The following is a 23894-nucleotide window of genomic DNA, read 5'->3' as shown; positions in this document are numbered from 1 at the left end:
GCTGCCGGCCTTCTGGTCACTCGTGTGTCGTGCGGGATGACCGCGTCAGTGGGCGACGAGTCCGCCCGAAGCGTCATCCTCGGCCGCCTTGGGGCGAACCGCCGAGAGGTCCTCCTCCCAGACGATCGGCACCGGCTGGCGAATCAGCGCGTGCTGGAGCACCTGCTCCATGCGTGCGACCGGCACGATCTCCAGGCCGCTCTTCACCGACTTCGGCAGGTCGATCAGATCCTTGGCGTTGTCCTCGGGGATCAGCACCTTCTTGATGCCGCCTCTCAGCGCAGCCAGGAGCTTCTCCTTGAGGCCGCCGATCGGCAGCACCCTGCCCCGCAGCGTGACTTCGCCGGTCATGGCAAGATCACGACGGGTCGGAATGCCGGTCAGCACCGAGACGATCGCAGTCGCCATGGCGATACCGGCCGACGGACCGTCCTTCGGGGTCGCCCCCTCGGGAACGTGGACGTGGATGTCGCGCCGCTCGAAGAGTGGCGGCTCGATACCGAAATCGATGGCGCGCGAGCGGACATAGGATGCCGCTGCCGAGATCGATTCCTTCATCACGTCCCGCAGATTGCCTGTGACGGTCATCTTGCCCCGACCGGGCATCATGACGCCTTCGATCGTCAGCAGTTCGCCGCCGACCTCCGTCCAGGCAAGACCCGTGACGACACCAACCTGATCCTCGGTCTCGGCTTCGCCATAGCGGTAACGCGGCGGGCCGAGATAGTCCTCGAGCACGGTCGGGGTGATCGCGACCTTCTTCTTCTTGGTCAGGATGATGTCCTTCACCGCCTTGCGCACGGTGTTGGAAAGCTCGCGCTCGAGGTTGCGGACGCCGGCCTCGCGCGTATAGCGCCGGATCAGCGTCATCAGGGCCTCGTCATCGATCGACCATTCCTTGGATTCAAGGCCGTGCTTCTTGATCGTCTCCGGGATCAGGTGACGACGAGAGATCTCGACCTTTTCTTCCTCGGTGTAGCCAGCGATGCGGATCACCTCCATGCGGTCCAGAAGGGCCGGCGGAATGTTCAGCGTGTTGGCCGTGGTCACAAACATGACGTTCGAGAGGTCGTAGTCGACCTCCAGATAGTGGTCGTTGAAGGCGGCGTTCTGCTCGGGATCAAGCACCTCGAGCAGGGCCGCCGAGGGATCGCCACGGAAGTCCTGACCCATCTTGTCGATCTCATCGAGCAGGATGAGCGGATTGGCGGTCTTCGCCTTCTTCATCGACTGGATGATCTTGCCGGGCATCGAACCGATATAGGTGCGCCGGTGGCCACGGATCTCGGCCTCGTCACGCACGCCGCCGAGCGACATGCGCACGAACTCGCGGCCGGTCGCCTTGGCGATCGACTTGCCGAGCGAGGTCTTGCCGACACCCGGAGGGCCGACGAGGCACAGGATCGGGCCGGCGAGCCGGTTGGCGCGCTGCTGCACGGCGAGATATTCGACGATGCGGTCCTTGACCTTGTCGAGACCGTAGTGATCGTCGTCGAGCACCTGCTGGGCGACGGCGAGGTCCTTCTTGATCTTCGACTTCTTGCCCCACGGAATGCCGAGCATCCAGTCGAGATAGTTGCGGACCACCGTCGCCTCGGCCGACATCGGCGACATCTGGCGAAGCTTCTTCATCTCCGCCATCGCCTTGTCGCGGGCTTCCTTGGAGAGCTTGGTGTTGACGATGCGCTCTTCCAGTTCGGCCAGCTCGTCGCGGCCTTCCTCGCCGTCGCCAAGCTCCTTCTGGATCGCCTTCATCTGCTCGTTGAGATAGTACTCGCGCTGGGTCTTCTCCATCTGGCGCTTGACGCGCGAGCGGATGCGCTTCTCGACCTGCAGAACCGACATCTCGCTTTCCATCAGCGAGAGCACCTTCTCCAGCCGGTGCGCAACATTGACGATCTCGAGCACGGCCTGACGGTCGGCGATCTTGACGGCCAGGTGCGAGGCAACCGTGTCGGCAAGCTTGGAGGGCTCGTCGATCTGCGAGACGGCGGCGACGATCTCGGGCGAGATCTTCTTGTTGAGCTTCACATAGCTCTCGAACTCGCTGACGACAGAGCGGCCGAGCGCCTCGACCTCGACCTTCTTGCCTTCTTCCTCGGAGAGCCCGATCGCATCAGCCTGATAGAAGGCTTCCTCGGCGACATAGGACGTCGCCTTGGCGCGGCCGACGCCCTCGACCAACACCTTGACGGTGGAGTCGGGCAGCTTCAGCAACTGAAGCACGCGGGCAAGCGTGCCGATCTCATAAATGTCCTTGGTCGCCGGATCGTCATCGCCGGCGTTCTTCTGCGTCGCAAGCAGGATCAGGCCGTCGGTCTTGACCACTTCCTCAAGGGCGCGAATGGACTTCTCGCGCCCGACGAAGAGCGGGACGATCATATGCGGGAAAACGACGATGTCGCGCAGGGGGAGAACCGGATAGGTGCCGGTCTCGCCGGGAACGAAAGGAGCGCGGGGCGCCGAGCCAGTCATGACTTATCCTTTGCAGTTGCGCCCGGCGAACCCCCTGATGGGCGGAACGATCGGACGTAAGCGGCAAGACGACCATTCGCCTGACCGCCCCCGCGGGCCCCGCCCTTAGAAGGCGCGCGACTCTCGCAGGTGCACCTAAAGTGGAGGCTTCTGTGCCGGCTTTCAAGCAAGCCGAAGACGTCTTCCAACGTTGCTTTGTCGCAAGGAGCGTTCCGGCAAGGCAACCGCCTCTCGAACGCAAAACGCGCGCCAACAGGCGCGCGTTCCCGAAATGGCCAAATTCAGCGGAGCTCAGGCCGAGGCCGACTTCGTTTCTTCCTCGCGTTCCGCATAGATGAAGAGCGGACGCGACTTGTTCTCGACAGCCTCCGGCCCGATCACGACCTGCTCGACGCCTTCCAGCCCTGGCAGTTCGTACATGGTCTCGAGCAGGATGCTCTCCATGATCGAACGCAGGCCGCGTGCACCGGTCTTGCGCTCGATCGCCTTGCGCGCGATCAGGCTGACGGCCTCATCGGTGAAGGTGAGCTCGGTATCCTCCATCTCGAAGAGGCGCTGATACTGCTTCACCAGCGCGTTCTTCGGTTCGGTCAGGATCGTCTTCAGCGCCGCCTCGTCGAGATCCTCGAGCGTCGCCAGAACCGGCAGACGGCCGACGAATTCCGGGATCAGGCCAAATTTCAGCAGATCCTCGGGCTCGACCTCACGGAAGATCGCGCCGGTACGGCGGTCGTCCGGAGCCTTCACAATCGCGCCGAAGCCGATCGAGGTGCCCTTGCCACGGCTGGAGATKATCTTGTCCAGCCCGGCGAAGGCACCGCCGCAGATGAACAGGATGTTGGTGGTGTCGACCTGCAGKAATTCCTGCTGGGGATGCTTGCGCCCGCCCTGCGGCGGCACGGAGGCGACCGTGCCTTCCATGATCTTGAGCAGCGCCTGCTGGACGCCCTCGCCCGAGACGTCGCGGGTGATCGAGGGATTGTCTKACTTGCGGCTGATCTTGTCGATCTCGTCGATATAGACGATGCCGCGCTGTGCCCGCTCGACATTGTAGTCGGAGGCCTGGAGCAGCTTCAGGATGATGTTCTCGACATCCTCGCCGACATAGCCCGCCTCGGTCAGCGTCGTCGCATCCGCCATCGTGAAGGGCACATCAAGGATGCGGGCGAGAGTCTGCGCGAGCAGCGTCTTGCCCGAACCGGTCGGCCCGATCAGCAGGATGTTCGACTTCGCCAGCTCGACGTCGTTGTGCTTCGTCGCGTGCGAAAGCCGCTTGTAGTGGTTGTGAACCGCGACCGAGAGCACCTTCTTGGCGTGGTCCTGGCCGATGACATAGTCATCCAGCACCTTGCGGATCTCGCGCGGGGTCGGGACGCCGTCCTTCGACTTCACCAGCGCGGATTTGGATTCCTCGCGGATGATGTCCATGCAGAGCTCGACGCACTCGTCGCAGATGAACACGGTCGGTCCCGCAATCAGCTTGCGAACCTCGTGCTGGCTCTTGCCGCAGAAGGAGCAGTAGAGCGTGCTCTTCGAATCGCCGCTGCTGACCTTACTCATCGTTCATCTCCATTTCCGGAGTCGGTCCACACCAGCCGAAGCGGATGCGGGCGTCGTCTCTCCGTCATAATAGGCCGCTCAGTTCGCGATTATTAGGTTAACGCGTCAGGTCGAGACATCCGACCTGAAAACCTGACCCAAAACCGGACACCAGCTGCGCCTGTCCGCTCACCCGAGTCCCCATGCAAGCATGGGGCCGCTTTCCAAATCAATATGGGACGCCCGGCTGATCAAGCCAACCCACAGATAGCGGGGCGGCTCGTCGCAGCCGACACCAGACGGGGGCCGAAACGCCCAAGGCGTGTTTCGGCCCCTGCCCGGTTCTCCATTCCGGCCCGATCAGGCCGCGGCGTCTTCCGGACGCCGATCAATGACCTTGTCGATCAGGCCGAAATCACGGGCCGCCTCGGCGGTCATGAAGTTGTCGCGCTCGAGCGCAGCCTCGACCTCGTCGTAGTTGCGGCCGGTATGCCTGACATAGATCTCATTCAGCCGGCGCTTGAGGTTCTCGACCTCGCGCGCGTGGATCAGGATATCGGTGACCTGGCCCTGAAAGCCGCCGGAGGGCTGGTGCACCATGATGCGCGCATTCGGCAGCGCGAAGCGCATGTCCTTGGCGCCCGCGGTCAGCAACAGCGAGCCCATCGAGGCCGCCTGCCCGACGCACAATGTCGTGACCGGGCAGCGGATGAATTGCATCGTATCATAGATCGACAGGCCCGACGTGACCACGCCGCCCGGCGAGTTGATGTAGAAGGAAATTTCCTTCTTCGGATTCTCGGCCTCGAGAAACAGCAGCTGCGCCACGATCAGCGAGGCGGAGAAATCCTCGACCGGGCCGGTCAGGAAGATGATGCGTTCCCGCAGCAGGCGCGAGTAGATGTCGAAGGCGCGCTCACCGCGGCTCGACTGCTCGACCACCATCGGGACGAGATTGTTGTAGGTCTCGATCGGATCGCGCAGCATGGGTCTGTCCTTGGGGTCGCGGTCGCCGGGAATCAGCGGATTTCGTGAATACCATCCACATAAGCACGCAGATCGTGGCTGAAAAGGGAAGCGCCGCCCTGGCCATTGCCGGGCGGCGCCAATCTTGAATCAAGGTTTCCGAAAGTCTCAGGCCGAAGCGTCGTCGGCCTTGGCAGCGTCGTCCGCCTTGGCCTCGGACTTCTTGGCCTTCTTGGCGGCTGCCTTCTTCGGCTTGGCCTCACCGGCCTCCTCGGTGGCGTCCTCATCGGCGTAGAGCGCCTCGCGGCTGACCGTCTGGTCCTCGACCTTCACCTGACTGAGCAGATGGTCGACGACCTTCTCCTCGAAGATCGGGGCGCGGATCTCCGCGAGAGCCTGCGGGTTCTTCTGGTAGAACTCCCAGACCTGCTTCTCCTGGCCGGGGAATTGACGGACTCGCTCGACCAGGGCCTGGGTGACCTCGTCATCCGAGATCTGAACCTTGGCCTGCTCACCGATTTCGGCAAGCACGAGGCCCAGGCGCACCCGGCGCTCGGCGATCCGGCGGTACTCGGCGCGAGCCTCGTCCTCTGTGGTGTTCTCGTCCGCGAAGGTCTTCTTCGCGTCCTTCATGTCGGCCTCGACCTGGCTCCAGACGGCAGCGAACTCCTGCTCGACCAGGGTCGGCGGCAGCTCGAACGTGTACTTGCCATCAAGCGCGTCGAGCAGGCTCTTCTTGATCTTGCGGCGCGACTGGGCGCCGAAATCACGGCCGATCTGCTCGCGAACGGCGCTCTTGAGCGCATCGAGCGACTCCATGCCGAAGCCCTTGGCGAGCTCGTCGTCGATCTTGAGGGCGTCGGGACCCTGCACGTCGTCGACGGTGACCTCGAACTCGGCCGGCTTACCGGCAAGGTGGGTCGCGGTGTAGTTCTCCGGGAACGTCACCTTGACGGTGCGCTTCTCGCCGGTCTTGGCGCCCTCGAGCTGATCCTCGAAGCCCGGGATGAACTGCCCCGCGCCGAGATCGAGCGGAATGCCCTCGCCGGTGCCGCCGTCGAAGGGTTCGCCCTCGAGCGTGCCGACGAAGGAGATCATCAGGCGATCGCCCTTCTCGGCCTTGGCCTTCGCACCCTTCGAGGTGAAGCTGCGGTTCTGCGACGCCATGCGCTCGAGCGCGGCATCGACTTCGCTCTCAGGCACTTCCGCCACCGGCTTGACCAGGGAAACGTCGGAGATGTCGGCGAGTTCGATCTTCGGCAGGACCTCGAGCGCGACCGTGAAGGCGAGGTCGCCCTTGGCCTCCATCGCGGCCTCGATCTCGTCCTTGTTCTCCGGGAACCGGATCTGCGGCTCGAAAGCGAGCTTCAGGCCGTTATCCGCGACGATCTTCTGGTTGGCCTCGTTGACTGCATTCTGCAGCACATCGGCCATGACCGAACGGCCATAGAGCCGGCGCAGATGCGCGACCGGTACCTTGCCGGGGCGGAAACCGTTGATACGCGCCTTGCCCTGCAGGCCCTGCAGGCCATCATCGAGCCTGGTCTTGAGGTCGGCAGCGTTCAGCACCACCTGGAATTCGCGCTTGAGGCCCTGGGACAGGGTTTCGGTCACGTTCATTGTTTCGTTCCGCCAACTGCTCGTTAATTCAAAAATCCAAACGCGCGCCGTCGGGTTGCCCGCCGCCGCGCTTGAGAAATCCGGCCAAGTCTGGTGCGGGCGGAGGGACTCGAACCCCCACGACTTTCGCCGCTGGAACCTAAATCCAGTGCGTCTACCAATTCCGCCACGCCCGCCGACCCGATGCGCTGCGCGCGAGCAAACGCAGCGCCGCCATCGTTGGGCCGCGGTGCTATACGCATTTCAGGCGCGGCATGCAGCAAAAAAATGCGACGGTTCTGCGAAGCCGTTGAATCAGGGGCGCCATACCGGCCTCTCGCCAGATCGCGCGCCACGGATTATGCCGCTTGCCATGACCGACAGAAGCGCTCGCCGTCCTCCTTCTCACAGTTGCCAGGCGACCATGCCGACACGGCGCATCGTGCTGGCGGGACTGGGCGCCTGTGCAGTCCTGGGCGAGGCGGGCGCACAATCCTTGCCGGCCACCACCCCAGTGAAGTCCCGGACGGAGAACGCCGATTCAGCCGCGCTGCCGAACCGGAACCTCGTTGCCGGCCCGGCGAAGACACGCCTGCGGCCGCCTCCGGCCCCGGAGAGCGAAGTCTGGGCCGTCGACGGTGAAACGCCTGGGCCCGTATTGCGGATCAAGCTGGGACAGACGCTGCGGCTCCGGCTGGAGAACCGAACGACGAGACCGCTGAGCCTGCATTGGCATGGCCTGCGCGGATCGTCCGAGATGGATGGCGTCGGAGGCTTCAGCCAGCAGCCGATCGCGCCGGGAGCCAGCTTCGAATACCGGCTGACGCCGCCCGATTCGGGCTTCTTCCTGTATCGCCCTCTCCTCGTCGGCGCCTCGTCCGAGCCGGCAGGACGCGGCCTGGCCGGCCTGCTCATCGTTGAGGAGACTGAGCCGCCACGCGTCGATCTCGACCTGCCGGTGGTGGTGACCGACTGGCTGCTGGGCGACGACCAATCGATCCAGGCCTTTGACGCGAAGGGGCCCGAAGGAGCCGCCGCCGGCCGGCTCGGTAACTGGATCACCGTCAATGGCAAGGCGCCGCCGCAGCGCATCGCGGTGCTCCCGGGGGCACGCGTTCGGTTGCGCCTCGCCAATGCCTGCAATGCCCGGATCACGCGGCTGCGTTTCGACGGCATCAAGCCCTTCGTCATGGCCGTCGACAGCCAGCCGACCGATAATTTCGAACCCGTGCGCGCTCAGCTGCCCTTCGCCCCCGGCACGCGCTACGATCTCGTCTTCGACATGCCGGACGAAGCGGGGGCCACAGCAATGGTCACGGCGCTKACCGGCTCGGGCGTTCCTCTGCTGCGCTTCGTCGCGGAGGGAGCAAGGCAGGCGGCGGCAGGCGAGGTCGCTGCGCTCAAGCCGAATCCGGCCTTGCCGCTCGCCGTGCGACTGCAGGACGCCAAGCGTAGCGAAGTCGTCGTGACCGGCGGAGCCAAGGTCACCGCCGACAGCAAACTGGACCTCTCCGGCCTCGATCTCGCCCGGCCCTGGGCGATTAACGGTGCAGTCKGCACGCCTGATGCCAAGCCCCTCTTCAGCGTCAGGCGCGGCGCGCCGGTGGTGATCGCGATCGATAATCGCACTGCTTTCCTGCAGCCGTTCCATGTCCACGGCCATAGTTTTCGCCTGCTGCATCCGCTCGACGACGGCTGGGAGCCCTATTTCCTCGATACCGTCCAGATCCCCGAAGGGCGGCGGCTGCACATCGCCTTCATCGCCGACAATCCTGGCCGCTGGCTGATTTCGTCGACCGTGCTGGAGCGCTTCGATCTCGGTCTCTGGACCTGGTTCGAGGTGACCTGAGCTGCGGCCCCGGCTTGACCTCAGCCGGACGAGCGACCTAAGCCCGCCACCAGCAACCGCATTGGAGCCGCCATGTCCGCCAACGCCATCGTCACGATCGGCGCCGACCTCGCGAGGCCGGTCCGCTTCGGCAACGCCCTGCCGCTTGCCCTGATCGCCGGCCCCTGTCAGATGGAAAGCCGCGAGCACGCGCTAGAAATCGCGCTTGCGCTCAAGGAGATAGCGGCAAGACTTGAGATCGGACTGGTCTTCAAGACCTCCTTCGACAAGGCGAACCGGACCAGCGTCAAGGGGCAGCGCGGCATGGGCCTCGAGGCCGCCCTGCCCGTCTTCGCCGAGATCCGCGAACGCACCGGCCTGCCGGTCCTGACCGATGTGCACGAGGCCGGGCAATGCGCCGCCGTGGCCGAGGTCGTCGACGTCCTGCAGATTCCTGCCTTCCTGTGCCGTCAGACCGATCTGCTGGTTGCAGCCGCACAGACCGGGCGCGTCGTCAACGTCAAGAAGGGCCAGTTCCTGGCCCCCTGGGACATGGTCAACGTCGCGGCCAAGATCACCGAGAGTGGCAATCCGAATGTCATGGTCACCGAGCGCGGAGCGTCCTTCGGCTACAACACGCTTGTCACCGACATGCGGTCGCTGCCGATCATGGCCGACGGCATCGGGGCACCGGTGATCTTCGACGCAACGCATTCCGTCCAGCAGCCGGGCGGCAAGGGCGCCTCCACAGGCGGTCAGCGCGAATTCGTGCCCGTGCTGTCGCGGGCCGCGGTCGCGGTCGGCGTCGCCGGCCTCTTCATCGAGACCCATCCCGACCCCGACAATGCGCCGTCGGACGGCCCCAACATGGTGCCGCTCGCGGACTTCCCTGCGCTGATCGCAGAGCTGCAAGGCTTTGATCGGCTTGCCAAGGCGAGGCGCGCGCCGGTTTAAGGCGCGTATGGACAAGCCCGTTACCGCAACCAAGCCCGCCTCGCTGCGCCCGCTGATCCTGGTCCTCGGGGCCTGCGGCTTCGCATCGACCTTCACCATGCGGATCCTCGATCCGCTGGTGCCGACACTGGCAGCTGAGTTCGGCCGGACGATTGCGCAGATCGCCGCCATGGCAACTGCGTTCTCCTTTGCCTACGCGGTCGGTCAGCCCTTCCTGGGCCCGATCGCGGATTCGGTCGGCAAGCTGCGGACGATCAGTGTCTGCCTCGGCTTGCTTGCCCTGCTCTCGATGGCTGCCGCCTTCTCCCTGTCCTTCGACGTACTGACGGTGATCCGGGCGAGTACGGGCATCGTTGCCGGCGGCGTCATCCCCATCGCCATGGCCGCGATCGGCGACCGCGCGCCAATGGCCGAGCGGCAGGTACTGCTCGGACGCTTCCTTGTCCTGATGATCGTCGGGCAAATGGCCGGGGCCGCCTGCTCGGGCGTCATCGCGGAGCATTTCGGCTGGCGCAGTGTCTTCGTGATGGCCGCTGCCATGGCGGCGGCTGCAGCGCTTCTGGTCATCGTCGTGCTGAAGCCGCGCCCGGACGCGGCACGGCTGCCGCTCAGCTTTGCGGGCGCGCTGGCGAATTACAGATCCGTCTTCGCCAACCCGCGCAGCAAGCTGCTCTATGCGATCGTCATCACCGAGGGCAGCCTGATCTTCGGCATGCCGCCCTATGTCGCGGCGATCCTGCAGGAGCGCTCAGGGATCGGCCCCTCGCTGGCCGGGCTGGTGATCGCCGGAACCGGGCTTGGCGGCATCATCTACGGGATCCTGACCCGCATCCTGGTCGAGCGCCTCGGACCGGCCCGCATGACGGTCACCGGCGGGCTCCTGATGGCGACGGGCTATGTGCTGTTCTCGCTGCCCTTCTTACCCTGGTGGAGCGCGGTTGGCCTGTTCACCCTGAACGGGTTCGGCTTCTTCCTGATGCACGGCACCTTCCAGGCTCAGGCGACCGAGCTCGCTCCGACAGCGCGCGGCTCGGCCGTCTCGCTCTTCGCCTGCGCGCTGTTCCTTGGCCATGCGATCGGCCCCGTCGCCATGGGCATCGCGCTGCATCTGCTCGGCACGACAGGCGCGATCCTGCTCTTTGCGGCAGGGATCGGCCTGCTTGGCATCGTGACGCCGCGCATCCTGCCGCTGGCAGGCTCGCGGACCTGAACTCAGCGGCCGCGGTAAGGAGCGACGCCCTGATCGGGCAGCCAGAGCCCCTTCGGCGGCTCGCCGGTCTGCCAGAACACATCGATCGGGATGCCGCCGCGCGGGTACCAATAGCCGCCGATGCGGAACCATTCCGGCTCGAGCAGCTCGACCAGTGTTTTGCCGATATTGACGGTGCAATCCTCGTGGAAGGCTCCGTGGTTGCGGAACGACCCGAGATAGAGCTTCAGCGACTTCGATTCGACCAGCCATTGGCCGGGCAGATAATCGATGACCAGGATGCCGAAATCGGGTTGGCCGGTCACCGGGCAGATCGAGGTGAATTCCGGGCATGTGAAGCGCGCGAGATAATTCGTGCCGGCATGCGGATTGGGCACACGGTCGAGGCGGGCCTCCTCGGGAGATTGCGGCAGTGCACTGGCATGGCCCAGTTGCAGGGTCGAGGCGTCGATCGTCATGGTCATGGCTCCTTGAAGGCGGCCTTCTAGAGCCTCGGGCGCGCCCGCGCCACCGGCCAATCGCCGCGACGCCTCTTTCCGTTACGCCTGCGCTTGGCTAGAAGCGCGGCATCCTTCCGTTTCGCCTCGCACCGGAGCCTCCCATGACCGCGATCATCGACATCATCGGCCGCCAGATCCTCGACAGCCGTGGCAATCCGACCGTCGAGGTCGACGTCGTGCTCGAGGATGGCTCGATGGGCCGCGCCGCGGTCCCCTCCGGCGCCTCGACGGGCGCGCATGAAGCCGTAGAGCTGCGTGACGGCGACAAGAGCCGCTATCTCGGCAAGGGCGTGCTGAAGGCCGTCGAAATCGTCAACACCACGATCGCCGAAGCCCTCGTCGCCATGGATGCCGAGGACCAGGCCGCGATCGACCAGACCATGATTGATCTCGACGGAACGCCGAACAAGAAGAAGCTCGGCGCCAACGCCATTCTCGGCGTCTCGCTCGCCGTCGCCAAGGCCGCAGCCGAATGCTCGGGCCTGCCGCTCTATCGCTATGTCGGCGGCACCTCCGCCCGCGTCCTGCCCGTGCCGATGATGAACATCGTCAATGGCGGCGCCCATGCCGACAACCCGATCGACTTCCAGGAATTCATGATCATGCCGGTCGGCGCGCCTTCCTTCGCGGAAGCCCTGCGCATGGGCGCCGAGGTCTTCCACACGCTGAAGAAGGCTCTGCACGACGCCGGCCACAACACCAATGTCGGCGACGAGGGCGGCTTCGCGCCGAACCTGAAATCGGCCGAGGCTGCGCTCGATTTCGTCATGCAGGCGGTCGAGAAGGCCGGCTACCGGCCGGGCGAAGACATCGCGCTGGCACTCGACTGCGCCGCGACGGAGTTCTTCAAGGACGGCTCCTACGTCTATGAAGGCGAACGCAAAACCCGCGATCCGAAGGCGCAGGCCAAATACCTCGCCAAGCTCGTCGGCAACTACCCGATCGTCTCGATCGAGGACGGCATGGCCGAGGATGACTGGGAGGGCTGGAAGGCTCTGACCGATCTCGTCGGCAGCAAGTGCCAGCTCGTGGGCGACGATCTCTTCGTCACCAACGTCACCCGCTTGTCGCAGGGCATCAAGAGCAAGACCGCGAACTCGATCCTGGTGAAGGTCAACCAGATCGGCTCGCTGACCGAGACGCTTGCCGCCGTCGAGATGGCGCAGCGCGCCGGCTACACCGCGGTGATGTCGCACCGCTCGGGCGAGACCGAGGACGCAACGATCGCCGATCTCGCTGTCGCCACCAATTGCGGGCAGATCAAGACGGGCTCGCTTGCCCGCTCCGACCGTACCGCGAAGTACAACCAGCTGCTGCGCATCGAGGAAGAACTCGGCGCCCAGGCGATCTATGCCGGCCGCTCGGCGCTGAAGGCGCTGGCCTGAAGCTGAAGGCGCCTGCTCTCACCAACTCGGCAGGAGCTGGCTTGCCGTCGAGACCGTCCAGGTCCCGGCGGCACCGACCCGATCGGCGAGGCCGCCCAGCGCGCGGCCGGCCCGCGTAACGCCGTCTGGCAGTTCCAGTCCCAGCAGGCTTGGCCCGCGCGTTGAAGCGACGGCCGTCGTGGCGTCCCCCGCGGAGGCCGCCAGTTGCAGCGGTGGCGAAATCGGCAAAGGCTGCGCTGCCGCGACGCTTGGCTTGCTCCGCTCGCGCGGGACCGTGTGCGCCGCCGCAGTGACGGGCGCGCTGCTACGTTGCGGTTCAAAGCGAGCCAAGGCGGGTGTCGTGCCGGCTGGCAGCGCCCAGGCTGTCGCCATCGGCATCAGCAACGTCGCCGGCACAGCCAAGGCCCTGGTGGGCGAGACGGACTCCGCATTGCCGGCGCTCATCTGATCGCGATGCCGCTCCAGGAACTTGCTCACGGGCGCTTCCGAGGCATTTGCAAGCTCGGCATCAGGCTGCGACGCCCGGACGATCTGCTCAGCCATGGTCGCGCGATGGGCAGCTCCGGACTGGATCTGAAGAAAGGCCAGAACTCCGGCGGCAGCCACGGAGGCCGTGACCGAAACCGCGACCTGGCCGCCGAAGCTGCGCAGAACCCGGCCGATCGCCATCTTCGTCGTATCGTCGTTCATGAGTTCATCCCTTGGTCGCCTCGAGAGAAGAGGCCGGACACGGCGACAAAATGGCGCAGCCGGGGAGCAATTGCGGCCCTCGACAGATTTCCCATCCCGCGACGGGTGCGGGCGCGCCATGCAGCATCGGGCATATCGCGATTGTGCGATGCGGGATTAATCGAAGCATGGACAAGATCGCCGACGCTTCGCTGATGGATCAAAAGGCAGTACGGCTGCGCTGGCGTCTCGCCGTCATCGGCATGCTGTGCAGCGTGCTGATCTTCGGCTCGAACTTCGTGATCAGCCGCCACGCCGTGCTCAACGGACTGAGCCAGCACGATCTGCTAGCCCTGCGCTTCACGACCGCTGGTCTTCTGCTGTTGCCAATCTTCCTCAGGGATGGGGGCTTGGCGACATGCGGCGGCGTGACCTGGCGGCGCGGAATCTGGCTCGCGATCACCAGCGGCTTTCCGATGACCTATCTGATGCTGACCGGGCTGACGCTAGCCCCGGCGGCTCATGGCGCCACCATCGGCCCTGGAACGGTGACGCTGATCGGCATCGCAGGAAGTGTCGTGCTGTTTGGCGCCATGCTGACGCGGAACCTGATCATCGGCGTCATCGGAGTTCTCGCAGGCCTGGCCTGCCTCGGCATAGCCGGCAGCACCGCTTCGACGGCCGGCACCTTGCGCGGCGATCTCTGCTTTCTCGGCGTCGGGCTGCTCTGGGGCTTCTACCCGCTGCTGATCCAGCTCTGGAAGGTGAACGGGCTAAAGGCGGCGGCGATCGTCTCGGTCCTGTCGATGGCCTATCTGCCGTTCTACTTCCTGTTCTATTTCCGCGGCTTCGATGTCGCGCCGTGGTGGGTGCTCGTCGCGCATGCGCTCAACCAGGGCGTGCTCAACGTCATCATCGGCCTGTGGATCTGGGGCTGGGCGGCACATGTGCTCGGCGCCTCCGTCGTCGGGCGTTTTCCCCCTTTGATCCCGGTGACGGGCACCCTGCTCGCCATCCCGATCCTGGGCGAGATCCCGGGCCCGCTTCAGGTGGTGGGCTTCATCCTGATCATTGGCGGCCTATTCATCGCGTCATGGCGCCGCCCGACGCGTGCGACGGGCAATAGTCATCAGGCCCAGATTCCAGCCGACGCAAAGCAGAAGCCCGAGGCCGAGCGCCGGCCATGAGCCGAGCGGCACCGCCGTCAGGTGAACAAGGCCAAGCGCAAGGCCGAATCCGAGAAGGCCGAGCGCGCAGTTGGCGATGACGGCCGCCGTCGCGGGGCCACCAATGCGCGGCTGTAGCATCGCGATGAGGCTCGACAGAACGATGGGAAAAGCCGCCAGCACGCCGGACCAACCCGGGCCGACGCGTGCGCTGATGGTCGTCACCGTCCCCGCCAGCCCGGCGACGCAAGCGGCGCGCAGCGGGATCGCGTACCAGGGCCGCCCGGGAGGCGCCGCCGGCCGCGCCGCCAGATACGGCCTGAAGAGCATGTGAAGGCCGGCAAAGACCGCCACAGTCAGTGCAGCCATAACCATGACCGGCGGCGTGAGCTGCCGCAGCACGATGGCAATCGTGAACCACGTCGCCAGCCCCGTCACGAGGCTCGCCACCATGCCGAGGCGCTGGGCGAGCAGGACATAGACCAGCGCCAGACCGGCATTTGAGAGATTGGCAGCCATGCTGCCGAGCGCACCGGCGGCGATGAAGGCCGGGTCGTGGTCGAGCGCCAGAAAGACATAGACCGGCCCGGCCGAAATCGGCAGCGTCGCGATCAGGGCCGCAACGAGCGGACCGGTCCGCTCGGCCAGCAGCGAGCAACCGACGACGATCGCTGCCGCGGTCGCCATCTTGAGCAGCAGCATGCCGAGCCAGGGGTCGATCATCGCTCCAGCCGGGACTTGGCTGTCGCAATCGCGATCATGCCGGCTCGCCCTTCGCCCAGCCTTCCTTGGTCTCCGCGATGAAATCGACCAGCGTTCCGGCCGCGATCGCAGCGCGCAGCCCGGCCATCAGATCCTGATAGTAGGCGAGATTGACCCAGGTCAGCAGCATCTTGCCGAGCATCTCGTCGGCCTTGACGAGATGGTGCAGATAGGCGCGCGCATAGCCGTTGGCAGCCTGGCAGCTCGACTGCGCGTCGATCGGCCGGGGATCGTCGGCGTGCTTGGCATTGCGCAGGTTCATCCGGCCGAAGCGGGTGAAGATCTGGCCATGGCGCCCGGCACGGGTCGGCATCACGCAGTCGAACATGTCGATGCCGCGGCTCACCGACTCGACGATATCGTCGGGAGTGCCGACGCCCATCAGGTAGCGCGGGCGCTCCTGCGGCAGATGCGGCTCTACCGTCTCGATCATCGCGAGCATCACGTCCTGCGGCTCGCCGACCGCAAGGCCGCCGATCGCATAGCCCTTGAGGTCCATGTCGACGAGCGACCTGGCACTCTCGACACGCAGGGACGGCACGGAACCGCCCTGGACGATGCCGAAGAGCGCCCTGCCCGCGGGATTGCCGAAGGCCGTCTTGCAGCGTTCGGCCCAGCGCAGCGACAGGCGCATCGCCTTCTCGGCGACGATATCCTCGCATGGCAGCGAGACGCATTCGTCGAGCTGCATGACGATGTCGGAGCCGAGCAGGTTCTGGATCTCGACCGAGCGCTCGGGCGAGAGCATGTGGCGCGAGCCGTCGATATGCGACTGGAAGGTCACGCCCTCCTCGGTCAGCTTCCGAAGCTGGGAGAGCGACATCACCTGGAACCCGCCGGAATCGGTGAGGATCGGGTGCTGCCAGTTCATGAAACTGTGCAGGCCGCCAAGACCCGCGATGCGCTCCGCGCCGGGGCGCAGCATCAGGTGATAGGTATTGCCGAGCACCACATCGGCGCCGAGCGCCTTGACCTGCTCGGGATACATTCCCTTCACGGTCGCGGCTGTGCCGACCGGCATGAAGGCCGGGGTGCGGATTACGCCGCGTGGCATGCGGATCTCGCCGGTACGGGCAGCGCCGTCCCGACCGAGCAGATGGAAGCTGAAATCGGTTGTCATGCGCAGCGAGGTAGCGCAGCCGCAGCGACAACGGAAGTGCAGCGCACGCCGGCCCACCGTGACGGCACGGCCGAGCCCGGCATGGCCATGGTCCTGGATCAGCGCGGGAAGGCCGCCTCGTAGAGCGCCGGCTTGAAACCGACCAATGTCCGCGAGCCAAGGTCGAGCACCGGCCGCTTGACCAGGGAGGGCTGCGCCAGCATCAAGGAAATTGCCTTGCCAGTGTCGAGCCCCTGCTTGTCGGTATCGGCCAACGCCCGAAACGTGGTGCCGGCGCGGTTCAGGATCGTTTCCCAGCCATGTTCCGCGCACCATGCCTCGAGACTGGCGCGCGCCACGCCAACGGCCTTGTAGTCATGGAAGCGATAGGCGACCCCGTGCTCGTCCAGCCAGGTTCGGGCCTTCTTCATCGTGTCGCAGTTCTTGATGCCGTAAATCGTGATCGCCATGTCGCCCTCTGCCTGAACGCCTTGGTCTAGGCAGGGATTGGGCCAGGCTCAACCGACGCGCGCCTTCTCCCCCAGAAAATCGAGCAACGCCCGGATACGCGCCGGCAGAGGTCCGCCCTGCCCGAGATAGACGGCGTGCACCTCCTCGAGATCGCCCGGATTGCTCTCCTCCAGAACCGGCCGCAGTCTTCCGGCCCGAATATCCTCGCGCACGGTGAAGGTCGCCAGCCGCGCGAGCCCCACCCCCGCGACAGCCAGATGCCGCAATGCCTCGCCATCGCTGGTCTGCGTGCTGCYGACGATCGGGACGGTGACGGCTTGACCGCCATCGAGCAGCGGCCAGCCTTCTATGGTGCGGGCGTAGCAGAGGCCGATACGGTTATGGCCGTCGAGTTCCGCGACACTCTTCGGCTCGCCGAACCGCTCCAGATAGATCGGCGCCGCGACGATCGTCATGCGGGTCGCGCCGAGCTTGCGGGCGATGAGATTGGAGCTCTTCAGCGGACCGGCCCTGACCGCGACATCGGTACGCTCTTCCATGAGGTCGATGATGGCATCGGTCTGCACGAGGTTGAGCGTCACGCCCGGGTAGCGCGCCAGGAATTCCGGCACGACCGGCGCGAGAATATGCGTGCCGTAGGAGGCGTTGGTATTGAGGCGAATGCGGCCCGCCGGGCTCTCGCTGGAGGAGGCGCTACGCTCCGCCTCGTCCAGGTCGGCCAGGACACGGATGCTGCGCTCATAAAAGATGCCGCCTTCGGGCGTGAGCTGGAGCTTGCGCGTCGAGCGGTTGACCAGTCTCGTGCCAAGGCGGCTCTCCAGCCGGGCGACGAGCTTGCTGACGGCCGAAGGCGTCATCCGGAAGGCACGGGCCGCCGCCGAGAAGCCGCCGAGCTCGACGACCCGGGCAAAGACCTCCATCTCGCCGGAGCGGTTGATCTCCAAACGCGCCATGATGAATTCATCTCACAAATGATATTCCTTGCGGCAGTCTAACGCACGATGCTGCAGCGCGCCATCTTGCCGCGAGACATCCTCCCGTCTTGCGGACAACCACCATGCCCATTGCACTCTATGCTCTCACCGCCGGCGCCTTCGGCATCGGCGTCACCGAATTCGTCATCATGGGACTCCTGATCGAGGTCAGCGCCGATCTCGGCGTCTCGATCGCTTCGGCCGGCCTGCTGATCTCCGGCTATGCGCTGGGCGTCGTCGTGGGGGCGCCGCTGATGACAGCCTTCACCGCGCGCTGGCCGCGCAAAACCGTGCTGCTCGCCCTCATGGTCATCTTCACGCTCGGCAACGCCGCCTGCGCTCTGGCTCCGGACTACGGACTGCTGATGGCAGCGCGCATCCTCACCGCCTTCGCGCATGGCACCTTCTTTGGCGTCGGCTCGGTCGTCGCCACCGGCCTGGTGCCGCAGGAGCGCAAGGCCTCTGCCATCGCGATCATGTTCACCGGCCTGACGATCGCCAATATCCTCGGTGTGCCGTTCGGCACCTGGCTCGGGCAGCAGCTCGGCTGGCGCGCMACCTTCTGGGCTGTGACGCTCGTCGGCATCGTCGCGCTCGCCATCATCGCGGCCTTCGTGCCGAAGGATAAGGCGGCACCGGAGGCGAGCGACTGGCGCACCGATTTGAAGGCGATGGCGCAACGCCCCTTACTGCTCGGCCTGCTGACGACTGTCCTCGGCTTTGCCGGCGTCTTCGCGGTCTTCACCTATATCGCGCCAATCCTGACCAAGGTGACCGGGCTCGGCGATAGCCTGGTCTCACCGGTCATGCTCGTCTTCGGGGGTGGGTTGATCATCGGCAACCTGATCGGCGGGCGGCTGGCCGACCGTTACCTGGTCCCGACGGTGATCGGCAGCATGCTCGTCCTGGCGCTGGTGCTCGGGCTGATGACCTTCGCCATTCACGACGGCATCGCAGCCACCATCTTCGTCGGGCTGCTCGGCGCCGCCGGCTTCGCCACCGTCCCTCCCCTTCAGATCTGGGTGCTGGAGAAGGCTTCCGGGGCTGGCCAGAGCCTCGCCTCCAGCCTCAACATCGCCGCCTTCAATCTCGGCAATGCGCTCGGCGCCTGGGCGGGCGGCGCGGTGATCGACCATGGGCCCGGCCTGACGGCCGTCCCCCTCGTCGCAGCGCTGATGCCGATCGGCGGCCTCGTGGTCGCCCTCTGGAGCCTGCGCCTCGATCGCAAAGCCGCGGTCACGGCACCGGCCCTGAGTGGCTGCTGAGCGATTTCATCCAACCAGACTTATCTGCTCCATCACACCACCAAGGAGAGCCATCATGGACTATCGTAATCTCGGAGCATCCGGCCTCAAGGTCCCCGCCCTCAGCTTCGGCGCCGGAACCTTCGGTGGCCAGGGTCCGCTCTTCGGCGCCTGGGGCACCACCGACGCCAGAGAAGCCCGGCGACTGGTCGACATCTGCCTTGAGGCCGGTCTCACCCTGTTCGACACCGCCGATGTCTATTCCAACGGAGCGTCCGAGGAGGTGCTGGGCGAGGCGATCAAGGGGCGCCGCAACGAGGTGCTGATCTCGACCAAGACCAGCCTTCCGATGGGCGATGGACCAAACGATGCCGGATCGTCGCGCCCGCGCCTGATCAAGGCGGTCGAAGATGCGCTCCGCCGGCTCGGCACCGAGCATATCGACCTGTTGCAGCTCCACGCCTTCGATGCCCATACGCCGATCGAGGAGGTCCTGTCGACGCTCAGTGACCTCGTGCGCGCCGGCAAGCTCCGCTATGTCGGCGTCTCCAACTTTGCCGGCTGGGAGCTGATGAAGTCGCTCGCACTCGCGGAGAGGCATGGCTACCCGCGCTATGTCGCGCATCAGGTCTATTACTCGCTGGTCGGGCGTGACTACGAATGGGAACTGATGCCGCTCGGGCGCGACCAGGGCGTGGGCGCATTGGTCTGGAGCCCGCTCGGCTGGGGCCGCCTCACCGGTAGGCTGCGCCGCGGCCAGCCGCTGCCGGAGGGAAGCCGCCTGCACCAGACCGCCGAGTTCGGTCCGCCGGTCGACGATCACAGGCTCTATGCGGTGGTCGATGCGCTCGACGAGGTCGCCAAGGAGACCGGCCGATCGGTACCGCAAATCGCGATCAACTGGCTGCTTCAGCGCCCGACCGTGTCGAGCGTCATCATCGGCGCCCGCAACGAGGAGCAGCTCCGGCAGAATCTCGGAGCGGTCGGCTGGTCGCTGACTGCAGAGCAGATCGCACGGCTGGATGCAGCAAGCAGCGTGACCGCGCCTTATCCCTATTTTCCCTATCGCCGTCAGGCGGGGTTTGCGCGGCTCAACCCGCCCATCGTCTGAGACAGCAGGACAAGCCAGCCTGACGCCCGAGCGGCGTCAGGCATTGACTGCCAGCGCAGCCACAACGGTCATGGTGAGCAGGGCGATCTGCGTCAGCTGAAGTTCGCCCTGACGGATCCAGTAGCCAAACCAGAGCCCGCCGCTCATCATCGACAGCCAGACCAGCGCCATCACGCCCAGCCCCGCAGTCGAGAACCAGATGCCCCGCGCCGGAGCCGCGGCAGTCAGGCAGGCACGGATCAACTCAAACCCACCAAGGCCGAGCAGCGCTGTCGCAAGGGCCTGCATCGCGAGGATTGCGGCAAGCGCGAGAACAGACCAGTGATCGCAGCGCAGCGCCCGCCGGAGCAGCGGCGTCGGGATCGCGGGCTCCTCCCTGAGTGGCGTCATCGCCAATGTTCGCGCAATGGCGCCGGCCGCCCCACGGAAGTCGCCAATATTGTTCAGGACCGTGATCGCCGACCAGAGCGAAAGACCGCAGACCAGCATCGTCTTGAACAGCAGGATCGCTGAGGGCAGATCAGGCACGATCCACGTCTCCGGCAGGTTTTGAAGCGCGTTTGAGGAGGACCTGCATCTGCCGGGCGGACTGAATGTCGCCTCGCCGCTCGGCCGCCGAAATTCCACGCTGCCACGCTGTGCACGCCGCTTCCGTCCGCCCCGCCAGCAACCGGGCGCGGCCAAGCAGCGCCCATGCCGCCGAATAATCAGGATCAAGCGCGACCGCGCGCTCGAGGTGTACGATCGCGGCCGGGCCGTCGCCGCTCTTCAGGCAGGCCGCGCCAAGGGCGAAGCGGAGGATGTGGCTCTCGGCGCCAGCCGCGAGCCGCGCCGAGAGCCGCTCAGCGAGTCCCATCATCGGCTCAGGCCGGCAAGCGCGACGCGACCACATCCCAGTCGACGAGATGATCGACGAAGGCCTGGAGGTAATCGGCACGGCGGTTGCGATAGTCGACATAATAGGAATGCTCCCAGACATCGCAGCCGAGCAGCGGCGTCTGGTCATGGACCAGCGGGTTGATCGCGTTGGCTGATTTGGTGACGGCAAGACGCCCTTCCCGCGTCTGCACCAGCCAGACCCAGCCGGAACCGAACTGGGCAAGGCCCTGCTTCACGAACTCGGCCTTGAAGGCATCGATCGTTCCGAAGTCGCCCTTCAGCCGGGCTTCCAGCCTGCCGGGCATGCCGCCGGCATCGGGCCTTAGCGAGGGCCAGAAGAAATTGTGGTTCCAGTGCTGGCCGGCATTGTTGAAGATCGCCTCTGCGCCCGGTCTTTCGAAGGAGCCGCGAATGATCTCCTCAAGGCTCAAACCTTCGAAGGCCGAGCCCGGAACAAGCTCGGTGAGCTTGGTGACGTAAGCTTGATGGTGCTTGCCGTGATGCAGGTCCAGCGTCTCTGCCGACATGACGGGCGCCAACGCATCGAGGGCGTAAGGCAGGCTCGGAACCGTGAAGGGCATCGTCATCTCCAGCGCAGCTTGCAGCGGGTTGCTGCAAGCTCTATAAAACAAGTATTGACTTGGAATATTGGCGCTCCTGAAATATGTCAAGCTACGACTTGGAAAATGCATCATCACTGCCCCGTCCGCCGGCTGACCGGCTGCTGAACCTGCTGAAGACACGCGGCGCACAGACCGCGGCTGATCTGGGAAGGGCGCTTGGCACCACGGGCGAGAACGCGCGGCAGCAACTCGCGAAGCTCGCGACCGAAGCCCTTGTCGAAACCGAGACCGTGTCCCGAGGTGTCGGCCGCCCAACCCAGTTCTGGCGTTTGACCGACAAGGGTCAGGCGCGCTTCCCCGACAGCCATGCGGAGCTCACGGTCAGCCTGTTGCGGTCCGTGCGCGAACTCCTGGGGGCAGACGCGCTCGACCGTTTGATCAACGCCCGCGAAACCGAGATGCGAACCGCCTATCAGGCAGCCATGGCGGGCGCCGAAGGGCTGGAGGCCCGCATTGCGGCGCTCACCGAGATCCGGAGCCGCGAAGGCTATATGGCCGAATGGCAGCGATCGGACGATGGCTGGCTTCTGATCGAGAACCACTGTCCGATCTGCGCCGCGGCGTCGATTTGCCAGGGGTTTTGCCGCGCCGAACTCGCGATCTTCAGAGACGCGCTCGGACCGGGCTGTTCGGTCGAACGAGAGGAACACATCCTTCATGGCGCGCGGCGCTGCGCTTACCGCATTCGACCTTCAACATAGCGGGTGCAGCGGCCAGCGCCCCAGAATCTCGTATCGGCCTTGTCCCTGGAAACTCTCGATCAGGACAAAGTCGCGGGCAACCCAGCCGATCGGCCGCTCGAGCCCCATGGGAGGTACGAGTTCGCGGTCGTATAATATGGTCACATGGGGCGTCGAACCTGCCTGACCACCCGGTTTCAGCCCGACCCTCTTGAGCGCTCGATCGATGTTGCGGCGCAGTGTCGAAAGCGCGGCGAGATCCTCCCCGCAGCACAGGACAAGGGCGTGAGGTTCACCGCCGCTGAAACTGAGGAACCGGTCAAGGCTCACGGCGAACTGATGGGCCTCGACCATTCGGCCGGCTTCCAGCGCTGCGGCGATGATTTCCCTCGGCAATTCGATGAAATTGCCGACCTTGTTGAGCGAGACATGGAGCAGGCTCGGCGGGCGCAGCCGACCGTGCAGCTTGAACTCGGCGCGAAGGTCGCCGGCGAGATGGGAAATGTAGCTCGCTGTGTCCGGCTCCGGCAGGAGCGCGAAGAAGATTGCGACGCTTTCGCGATTGCCTGCCCGCGGGGGGCCGCGAAGGTTCTGCGGAAGACTGAGATCCGGAAACGACAGATCACACGCGTCGACAGGTGTCATCTCGCACCTCGCTCTCGACCTGTCCGGCAAGACGCCCGACCGCTACCGCAGCACGAAATCCGATACGCTTGTCCTGCTGCCCGCTAGCCAGGCCCTCCAATCGCAGCGCGACCGACCTCAGCGCCCGATGCTCGCCGGAGGGGGACCAGGGCGCGCACTCGACCAAGAGATTTTGGAGCTTTCAAGGCAATCGTGATCCGGGCTTCGCCTCGTTCAGCGCCTCGCTGTGGTCTGCGAGCTCGCGCGCCAGTCCAGGCCTCAGGATCTGCGCGAGACGGGCTTGGGCCTGACGCCAGACCGGCAGGGCCTCCTGTAACCGCCGTACGCCGGCTTCGGTCAGCCACACTGCACGACGCCGCAAGTCTGCCTCCACCACCGCGATCTCGATCAGCCCCTCGCGTTCCAGCGTACGCAGATTGCGCGACAGCGTGGATTGCTCGAGCCCGGTCCGCTGAGCGAGTGCGCCGAGCGTATCGTCGCCGATGGTCGCGATCTGCGCCATCAGCCCGGCTTGCGCCGCGGTAAGGCCAAGGGCCGCCATGTCCCGATCGATGAACAGCGAAATGCGTCGCGCCGCCAGCCGGGCATTCCAGGCCGGGCAAGCGTCGACCAGGGCGCGAGCCTCGCGTCGCAGGCTGCCTTGCGATTGCTTCCCAGCTCTCATGGTTATATGCATCTACAATACATGTAGATGCATGGAAATGGGCGTCGCGCGATCCGGGCGCCTCGTTCCCCACGTGGCAGACGTCCAATGGCCTCATTCGTCCTGAAGCGCGTCTACGACCACCGGGCCGCCAATGACGGCAAGCGCATCCTGGTCGACCGGCTTTGGCCGCGCGGCATCTCCAGGGACAAGGCGCATATCGACCTCTGGCTCAAGGAGATCGCGCCGAGCAATGCCCTGCGGAAGCAGTTTCACGGCAAGCCGGATGATTGGGATGCGTTCCGCGCGGCCTATGCGGACGAATTGACGAGCGAAGCGGCGCAAGCGGCCACCAGGGAGCTTTTCCGGCATCTGCGCGAAGGTCCGGTGACCCTGCTCTACGCGGCGCGTGACGAAGAGCGGAACAATGCGGTTGCGCTCAAGATCTGGCTCGAACAGCAGGGCGCCTGAG

The 23894-nt window shown here is 65.4% G+C and carries 24 protein-coding genes and 1 tRNA gene; 9 read left to right on the top strand and 16 right to left on the bottom strand.

What is annotated here, in order from left to right:
- Window positions 1-45 precede the first annotated feature (45 nt).
- The 5 genes from lon to AC1DIO_RS15715 form a co-directional block, all read right to left on the bottom strand.
- A complete protein-coding gene (gene lon, locus AC1DIO_RS15735) occupies window positions 46-2475 on the bottom strand; it encodes an endopeptidase La (RefSeq protein WP_069880649.1) in 2430 nt (809 codons plus the stop codon).
- 291 nt (window positions 2476-2766) lie between these two features.
- Window positions 2767-4035 (bottom strand): ATP-dependent Clp protease ATP-binding subunit ClpX, encoded by a 1269-nt coding sequence (clpX, locus tag AC1DIO_RS15730; RefSeq protein ID WP_476853665.1) that lies wholly within the window; start codon window positions 4033-4035, stop codon window positions 2767-2769.
- A 339-nt stretch (window positions 4036-4374) separates the two neighbouring features.
- On the bottom strand, window positions 4375-5001 hold the full coding sequence (locus tag AC1DIO_RS15725) for an ATP-dependent Clp protease proteolytic subunit (protein ID WP_441480223.1): 627 nt from the start codon (window positions 4999-5001) through the stop codon (window positions 4375-4377).
- Window positions 5002-5148: 147 nt separating this feature from the next.
- Window positions 5149-6600: a trigger factor gene (gene tig, locus AC1DIO_RS15720; protein WP_441491881.1), complete on the bottom strand. Its 1452-nt coding sequence runs from the start codon at window positions 6598-6600 to the stop codon at window positions 5149-5151.
- 91 nt (window positions 6601-6691) lie between these two features.
- A tRNA-Leu gene (locus AC1DIO_RS15715) sits at window positions 6692-6776 on the bottom strand.
- Window positions 6777-7003: 227 nt separating this feature from the next.
- On the opposite strand from AC1DIO_RS15715, the gene AC1DIO_RS15710 reads away from it, so the two are divergent.
- From AC1DIO_RS15710 to AC1DIO_RS15700, 3 genes are all read left to right on the top strand, one after another.
- On the top strand, window positions 7004-8428 hold the full coding sequence (locus AC1DIO_RS15710) for a multicopper oxidase family protein (protein ID WP_476853664.1): 1425 nt from the start codon (window positions 7004-7006) through the stop codon (window positions 8426-8428).
- Window positions 8429-8500: 72 nt separating this feature from the next.
- Window positions 8501-9361 carry a 3-deoxy-8-phosphooctulonate synthase gene (gene kdsA / locus AC1DIO_RS15705; RefSeq protein ID WP_441505498.1) on the top strand — a complete coding sequence of 287 codons (861 nt, stop codon included), beginning with the start codon at window positions 8501-8503 and terminating at the stop codon, window positions 9359-9361.
- Between the two features lie 7 nt (window positions 9362-9368).
- The gene (locus tag AC1DIO_RS15700) at window positions 9369-10571 is read left to right on the top strand and encodes an MFS transporter (RefSeq protein WP_441505497.1); all 1203 of its coding nucleotides are present in this window, start codon (window positions 9369-9371) and stop codon (window positions 10569-10571) included.
- 2 nt (window positions 10572-10573) lie between these two features.
- Here the strand turns inward: AC1DIO_RS15700 and queF are convergent, their stop codons facing one another.
- Window positions 10574-11029, bottom strand: coding sequence for a preQ(1) synthase (gene queF / locus AC1DIO_RS15695; RefSeq protein ID WP_441505496.1), 456 nt, complete (start codon window positions 11027-11029; stop codon window positions 10574-10576).
- A 143-nt stretch (window positions 11030-11172) separates the two neighbouring features.
- Between queF and eno the strand changes: the two genes are divergently transcribed.
- Window positions 11173-12456 carry a phosphopyruvate hydratase gene (eno, locus tag AC1DIO_RS15690; RefSeq protein WP_069880643.1) on the top strand — a complete coding sequence of 428 codons (1284 nt, stop codon included), beginning with the start codon at window positions 11173-11175 and terminating at the stop codon, window positions 12454-12456.
- Window positions 12457-12474: 18 nt separating this feature from the next.
- On the opposite strand, the gene AC1DIO_RS15685 is transcribed toward eno, so the two are convergent.
- The gene (locus tag AC1DIO_RS15685; protein WP_441505495.1) at window positions 12475-13146 is read right to left on the bottom strand and encodes a hypothetical protein; all 672 of its coding nucleotides are present in this window, start codon (window positions 13144-13146) and stop codon (window positions 12475-12477) included.
- Window positions 13147-13313: 167 nt separating this feature from the next.
- On the opposite strand from AC1DIO_RS15685, the gene AC1DIO_RS15680 reads away from it, so the two are divergent.
- A complete protein-coding gene (locus tag AC1DIO_RS15680; protein WP_441505494.1) occupies window positions 13314-14312 on the top strand; it encodes a DMT family transporter in 999 nt (332 codons plus the stop codon).
- Here the strand turns inward: AC1DIO_RS15680 and AC1DIO_RS15675 are convergent.
- From AC1DIO_RS15675 to AC1DIO_RS15660, 4 genes are all read right to left on the bottom strand, one after another.
- Window positions 14217-15014: a hypothetical protein gene (locus AC1DIO_RS15675; RefSeq protein WP_441505493.1), complete on the bottom strand. Its 798-nt coding sequence runs from the start codon at window positions 15012-15014 to the stop codon at window positions 14217-14219. The genes AC1DIO_RS15680 and AC1DIO_RS15675 overlap by 96 nt on opposite strands.
- Window positions 15015-15048: 34 nt before the next feature.
- Window positions 15049-16173 (bottom strand): tRNA guanosine(34) transglycosylase Tgt, encoded by a 1125-nt coding sequence (tgt, locus tag AC1DIO_RS15670; protein WP_441505492.1) that lies wholly within the window; start codon window positions 16171-16173, stop codon window positions 15049-15051.
- Window positions 16174-16271: 98 nt separating this feature from the next.
- Window positions 16272-16622: an ArsC family reductase gene (locus AC1DIO_RS15665; protein ID WP_441505491.1), complete on the bottom strand. Its 351-nt coding sequence runs from the start codon at window positions 16620-16622 to the stop codon at window positions 16272-16274.
- 48 nt (window positions 16623-16670) lie between these two features.
- Window positions 16671-17576, bottom strand: coding sequence for a LysR family transcriptional regulator (locus tag AC1DIO_RS15660; protein WP_476853663.1), 906 nt, complete (start codon window positions 17574-17576; stop codon window positions 16671-16673).
- Window positions 17577-17680: 104 nt separating this feature from the next.
- Between AC1DIO_RS15660 and AC1DIO_RS15655 the strand changes: the two genes are divergently transcribed.
- Entirely contained in the window at window positions 17681-18862 is a 1182-nt protein-coding gene (locus AC1DIO_RS15655; protein WP_441505489.1) for an MFS transporter, read from the top strand.
- A 55-nt stretch (window positions 18863-18917) separates the two neighbouring features.
- Complete coding sequence (locus AC1DIO_RS15650) at window positions 18918-19952, top strand: aldo/keto reductase (protein ID WP_441491893.1); 1035 nt, start codon at window positions 18918-18920, stop codon at window positions 19950-19952.
- Between the two features lie 36 nt (window positions 19953-19988).
- Here AC1DIO_RS15650 and AC1DIO_RS15645 read toward each other — a convergent pair whose 3' ends face one another.
- Genes AC1DIO_RS15645 through AC1DIO_RS15635 form a run of 3 tightly spaced genes read right to left on the bottom strand, consistent with a single transcriptional unit; the run spans window position 19989 to window position 21412 of the window.
- Window positions 19989-20480, bottom strand: a complete 492-nt coding sequence (locus AC1DIO_RS15645; RefSeq protein WP_441491894.1) for a DUF2165 family protein — start codon at window positions 20478-20480, stop codon at window positions 19989-19991.
- Window positions 20473-20808 carry a tetratricopeptide repeat protein gene (locus AC1DIO_RS15640; protein WP_441491895.1) on the bottom strand — a complete coding sequence of 112 codons (336 nt, stop codon included), beginning with the start codon at window positions 20806-20808 and terminating at the stop codon, window positions 20473-20475. Before AC1DIO_RS15640 ends, AC1DIO_RS15645 begins: the two co-directional genes overlap by 8 nt.
- A 7-nt stretch (window positions 20809-20815) precedes the next feature.
- Window positions 20816-21412 carry a superoxide dismutase gene (locus tag AC1DIO_RS15635; RefSeq protein ID WP_441505488.1) on the bottom strand — a complete coding sequence of 199 codons (597 nt, stop codon included), beginning with the start codon at window positions 21410-21412 and terminating at the stop codon, window positions 20816-20818.
- An 83-nt stretch (window positions 21413-21495) separates the two neighbouring features.
- Here AC1DIO_RS15635 and AC1DIO_RS15630 point away from each other — a divergent pair, with 83 nt between their 5' ends.
- A complete protein-coding gene (locus tag AC1DIO_RS15630) occupies window positions 21496-22155 on the top strand; it encodes a helix-turn-helix transcriptional regulator (RefSeq protein WP_476853662.1) in 660 nt (219 codons plus the stop codon).
- On the opposite strand, the gene AC1DIO_RS15625 is transcribed toward AC1DIO_RS15630, so the two are convergent.
- Together AC1DIO_RS15625 and AC1DIO_RS15620 are read right to left on the bottom strand one after the other, a co-directional pair.
- Window positions 22147-22779, bottom strand: a complete 633-nt coding sequence (locus tag AC1DIO_RS15625; RefSeq protein WP_441491898.1) for a 2'-5' RNA ligase family protein — start codon at window positions 22777-22779, stop codon at window positions 22147-22149. The two genes, AC1DIO_RS15630 and AC1DIO_RS15625, sit on opposite strands and share 9 nt — an antisense overlap.
- Window positions 22780-22960: 181 nt before the next feature.
- Window positions 22961-23443 (bottom strand): MarR family winged helix-turn-helix transcriptional regulator, encoded by a 483-nt coding sequence (locus AC1DIO_RS15620; RefSeq protein WP_441491899.1) that lies wholly within the window; start codon window positions 23441-23443, stop codon window positions 22961-22963.
- A gap of 87 nt (window positions 23444-23530) precedes the next feature.
- On the opposite strand from AC1DIO_RS15620, the gene AC1DIO_RS15615 reads away from it, so the two are divergent.
- Window positions 23531-23893 (top strand): DUF488 domain-containing protein, encoded by a 363-nt coding sequence (locus tag AC1DIO_RS15615; protein WP_441491900.1) that lies wholly within the window; start codon window positions 23531-23533, stop codon window positions 23891-23893.
- Window position 23894: the final 1 nt, after the last annotated feature.

It is taken from the genome of Allobosea sp. 05T439 (assembly GCF_056396005.1).
This window is presented reverse-complemented; position numbering and strand designations above follow the sequence as displayed.

Excerpts from the sequence above, each read along its gene's own strand:
- lon (WP_069880649.1), bottom strand. The coding sequence starts at position 2,475 with ATGACTGGCTCGGCGCCCCGCGCTCCTTTCGTTCCCGGCGAGACCGGC.
- AC1DIO_RS15725 (WP_441480223.1), bottom strand. The coding sequence starts at position 5,001 with ATGCTGCGCGATCCGATCGAGACCTACAACAATCTCGTCCCGATGGTG.
- tig (WP_441491881.1), bottom strand. The coding sequence starts at position 6,600 with ATGAACGTGACCGAAACCCTGTCCCAGGGCCTCAAGCGCGAATTCCAG.
- kdsA (WP_441505498.1), top strand. The coding sequence starts at position 8,501 with ATGTCCGCCAACGCCATCGTCACGATCGGCGCCGACCTCGCGAGGCCG.
- AC1DIO_RS15700 (WP_441505497.1), top strand. The coding sequence starts at position 9,369 with ATGGACAAGCCCGTTACCGCAACCAAGCCCGCCTCGCTGCGCCCGCTG.
- queF (WP_441505496.1), bottom strand. The coding sequence starts at position 11,029 with ATGACGATCGACGCCTCGACCCTGCAACTGGGCCATGCCAGTGCACTG.
- eno (WP_069880643.1), top strand. The coding sequence starts at position 11,173 with ATGACCGCGATCATCGACATCATCGGCCGCCAGATCCTCGACAGCCGT.
- AC1DIO_RS15685 (WP_441505495.1), bottom strand. The coding sequence starts at position 13,146 with ATGAACGACGATACGACGAAGATGGCGATCGGCCGGGTTCTGCGCAGC.
- AC1DIO_RS15680 (WP_441505494.1), top strand. The coding sequence starts at position 13,314 with ATGGACAAGATCGCCGACGCTTCGCTGATGGATCAAAAGGCAGTACGG.
- AC1DIO_RS15675 (WP_441505493.1), bottom strand. The coding sequence starts at position 15,014 with ATGATCGACCCCTGGCTCGGCATGCTGCTGCTCAAGATGGCGACCGCG.
- tgt (WP_441505492.1), bottom strand. The coding sequence starts at position 16,173 with ATGACAACCGATTTCAGCTTCCATCTGCTCGGTCGGGACGGCGCTGCC.
- AC1DIO_RS15665 (WP_441505491.1), bottom strand. The coding sequence starts at position 16,622 with ATGGCGATCACGATTTACGGCATCAAGAACTGCGACACGATGAAGAAG.
- AC1DIO_RS15650 (WP_441491893.1), top strand. The coding sequence starts at position 18,918 with ATGGACTATCGTAATCTCGGAGCATCCGGCCTCAAGGTCCCCGCCCTC.
- AC1DIO_RS15640 (WP_441491895.1), bottom strand. The coding sequence starts at position 20,808 with ATGGGACTCGCTGAGCGGCTCTCGGCGCGGCTCGCGGCTGGCGCCGAG.
- AC1DIO_RS15635 (WP_441505488.1), bottom strand. The coding sequence starts at position 21,412 with ATGCCCTTCACGGTTCCGAGCCTGCCTTACGCCCTCGATGCGTTGGCG.
- AC1DIO_RS15630 (WP_476853662.1), top strand. The coding sequence starts at position 21,496 with ATGTCAAGCTACGACTTGGAAAATGCATCATCACTGCCCCGTCCGCCG.
- AC1DIO_RS15625 (WP_441491898.1), bottom strand. The coding sequence starts at position 22,779 with ATGACACCTGTCGACGCGTGTGATCTGTCGTTTCCGGATCTCAGTCTT.
- AC1DIO_RS15620 (WP_441491899.1), bottom strand. The coding sequence starts at position 23,443 with ATGAGAGCTGGGAAGCAATCGCAAGGCAGCCTGCGACGCGAGGCTCGC.
- AC1DIO_RS15615 (WP_441491900.1), top strand. The coding sequence starts at position 23,531 with ATGGCCTCATTCGTCCTGAAGCGCGTCTACGACCACCGGGCCGCCAAT.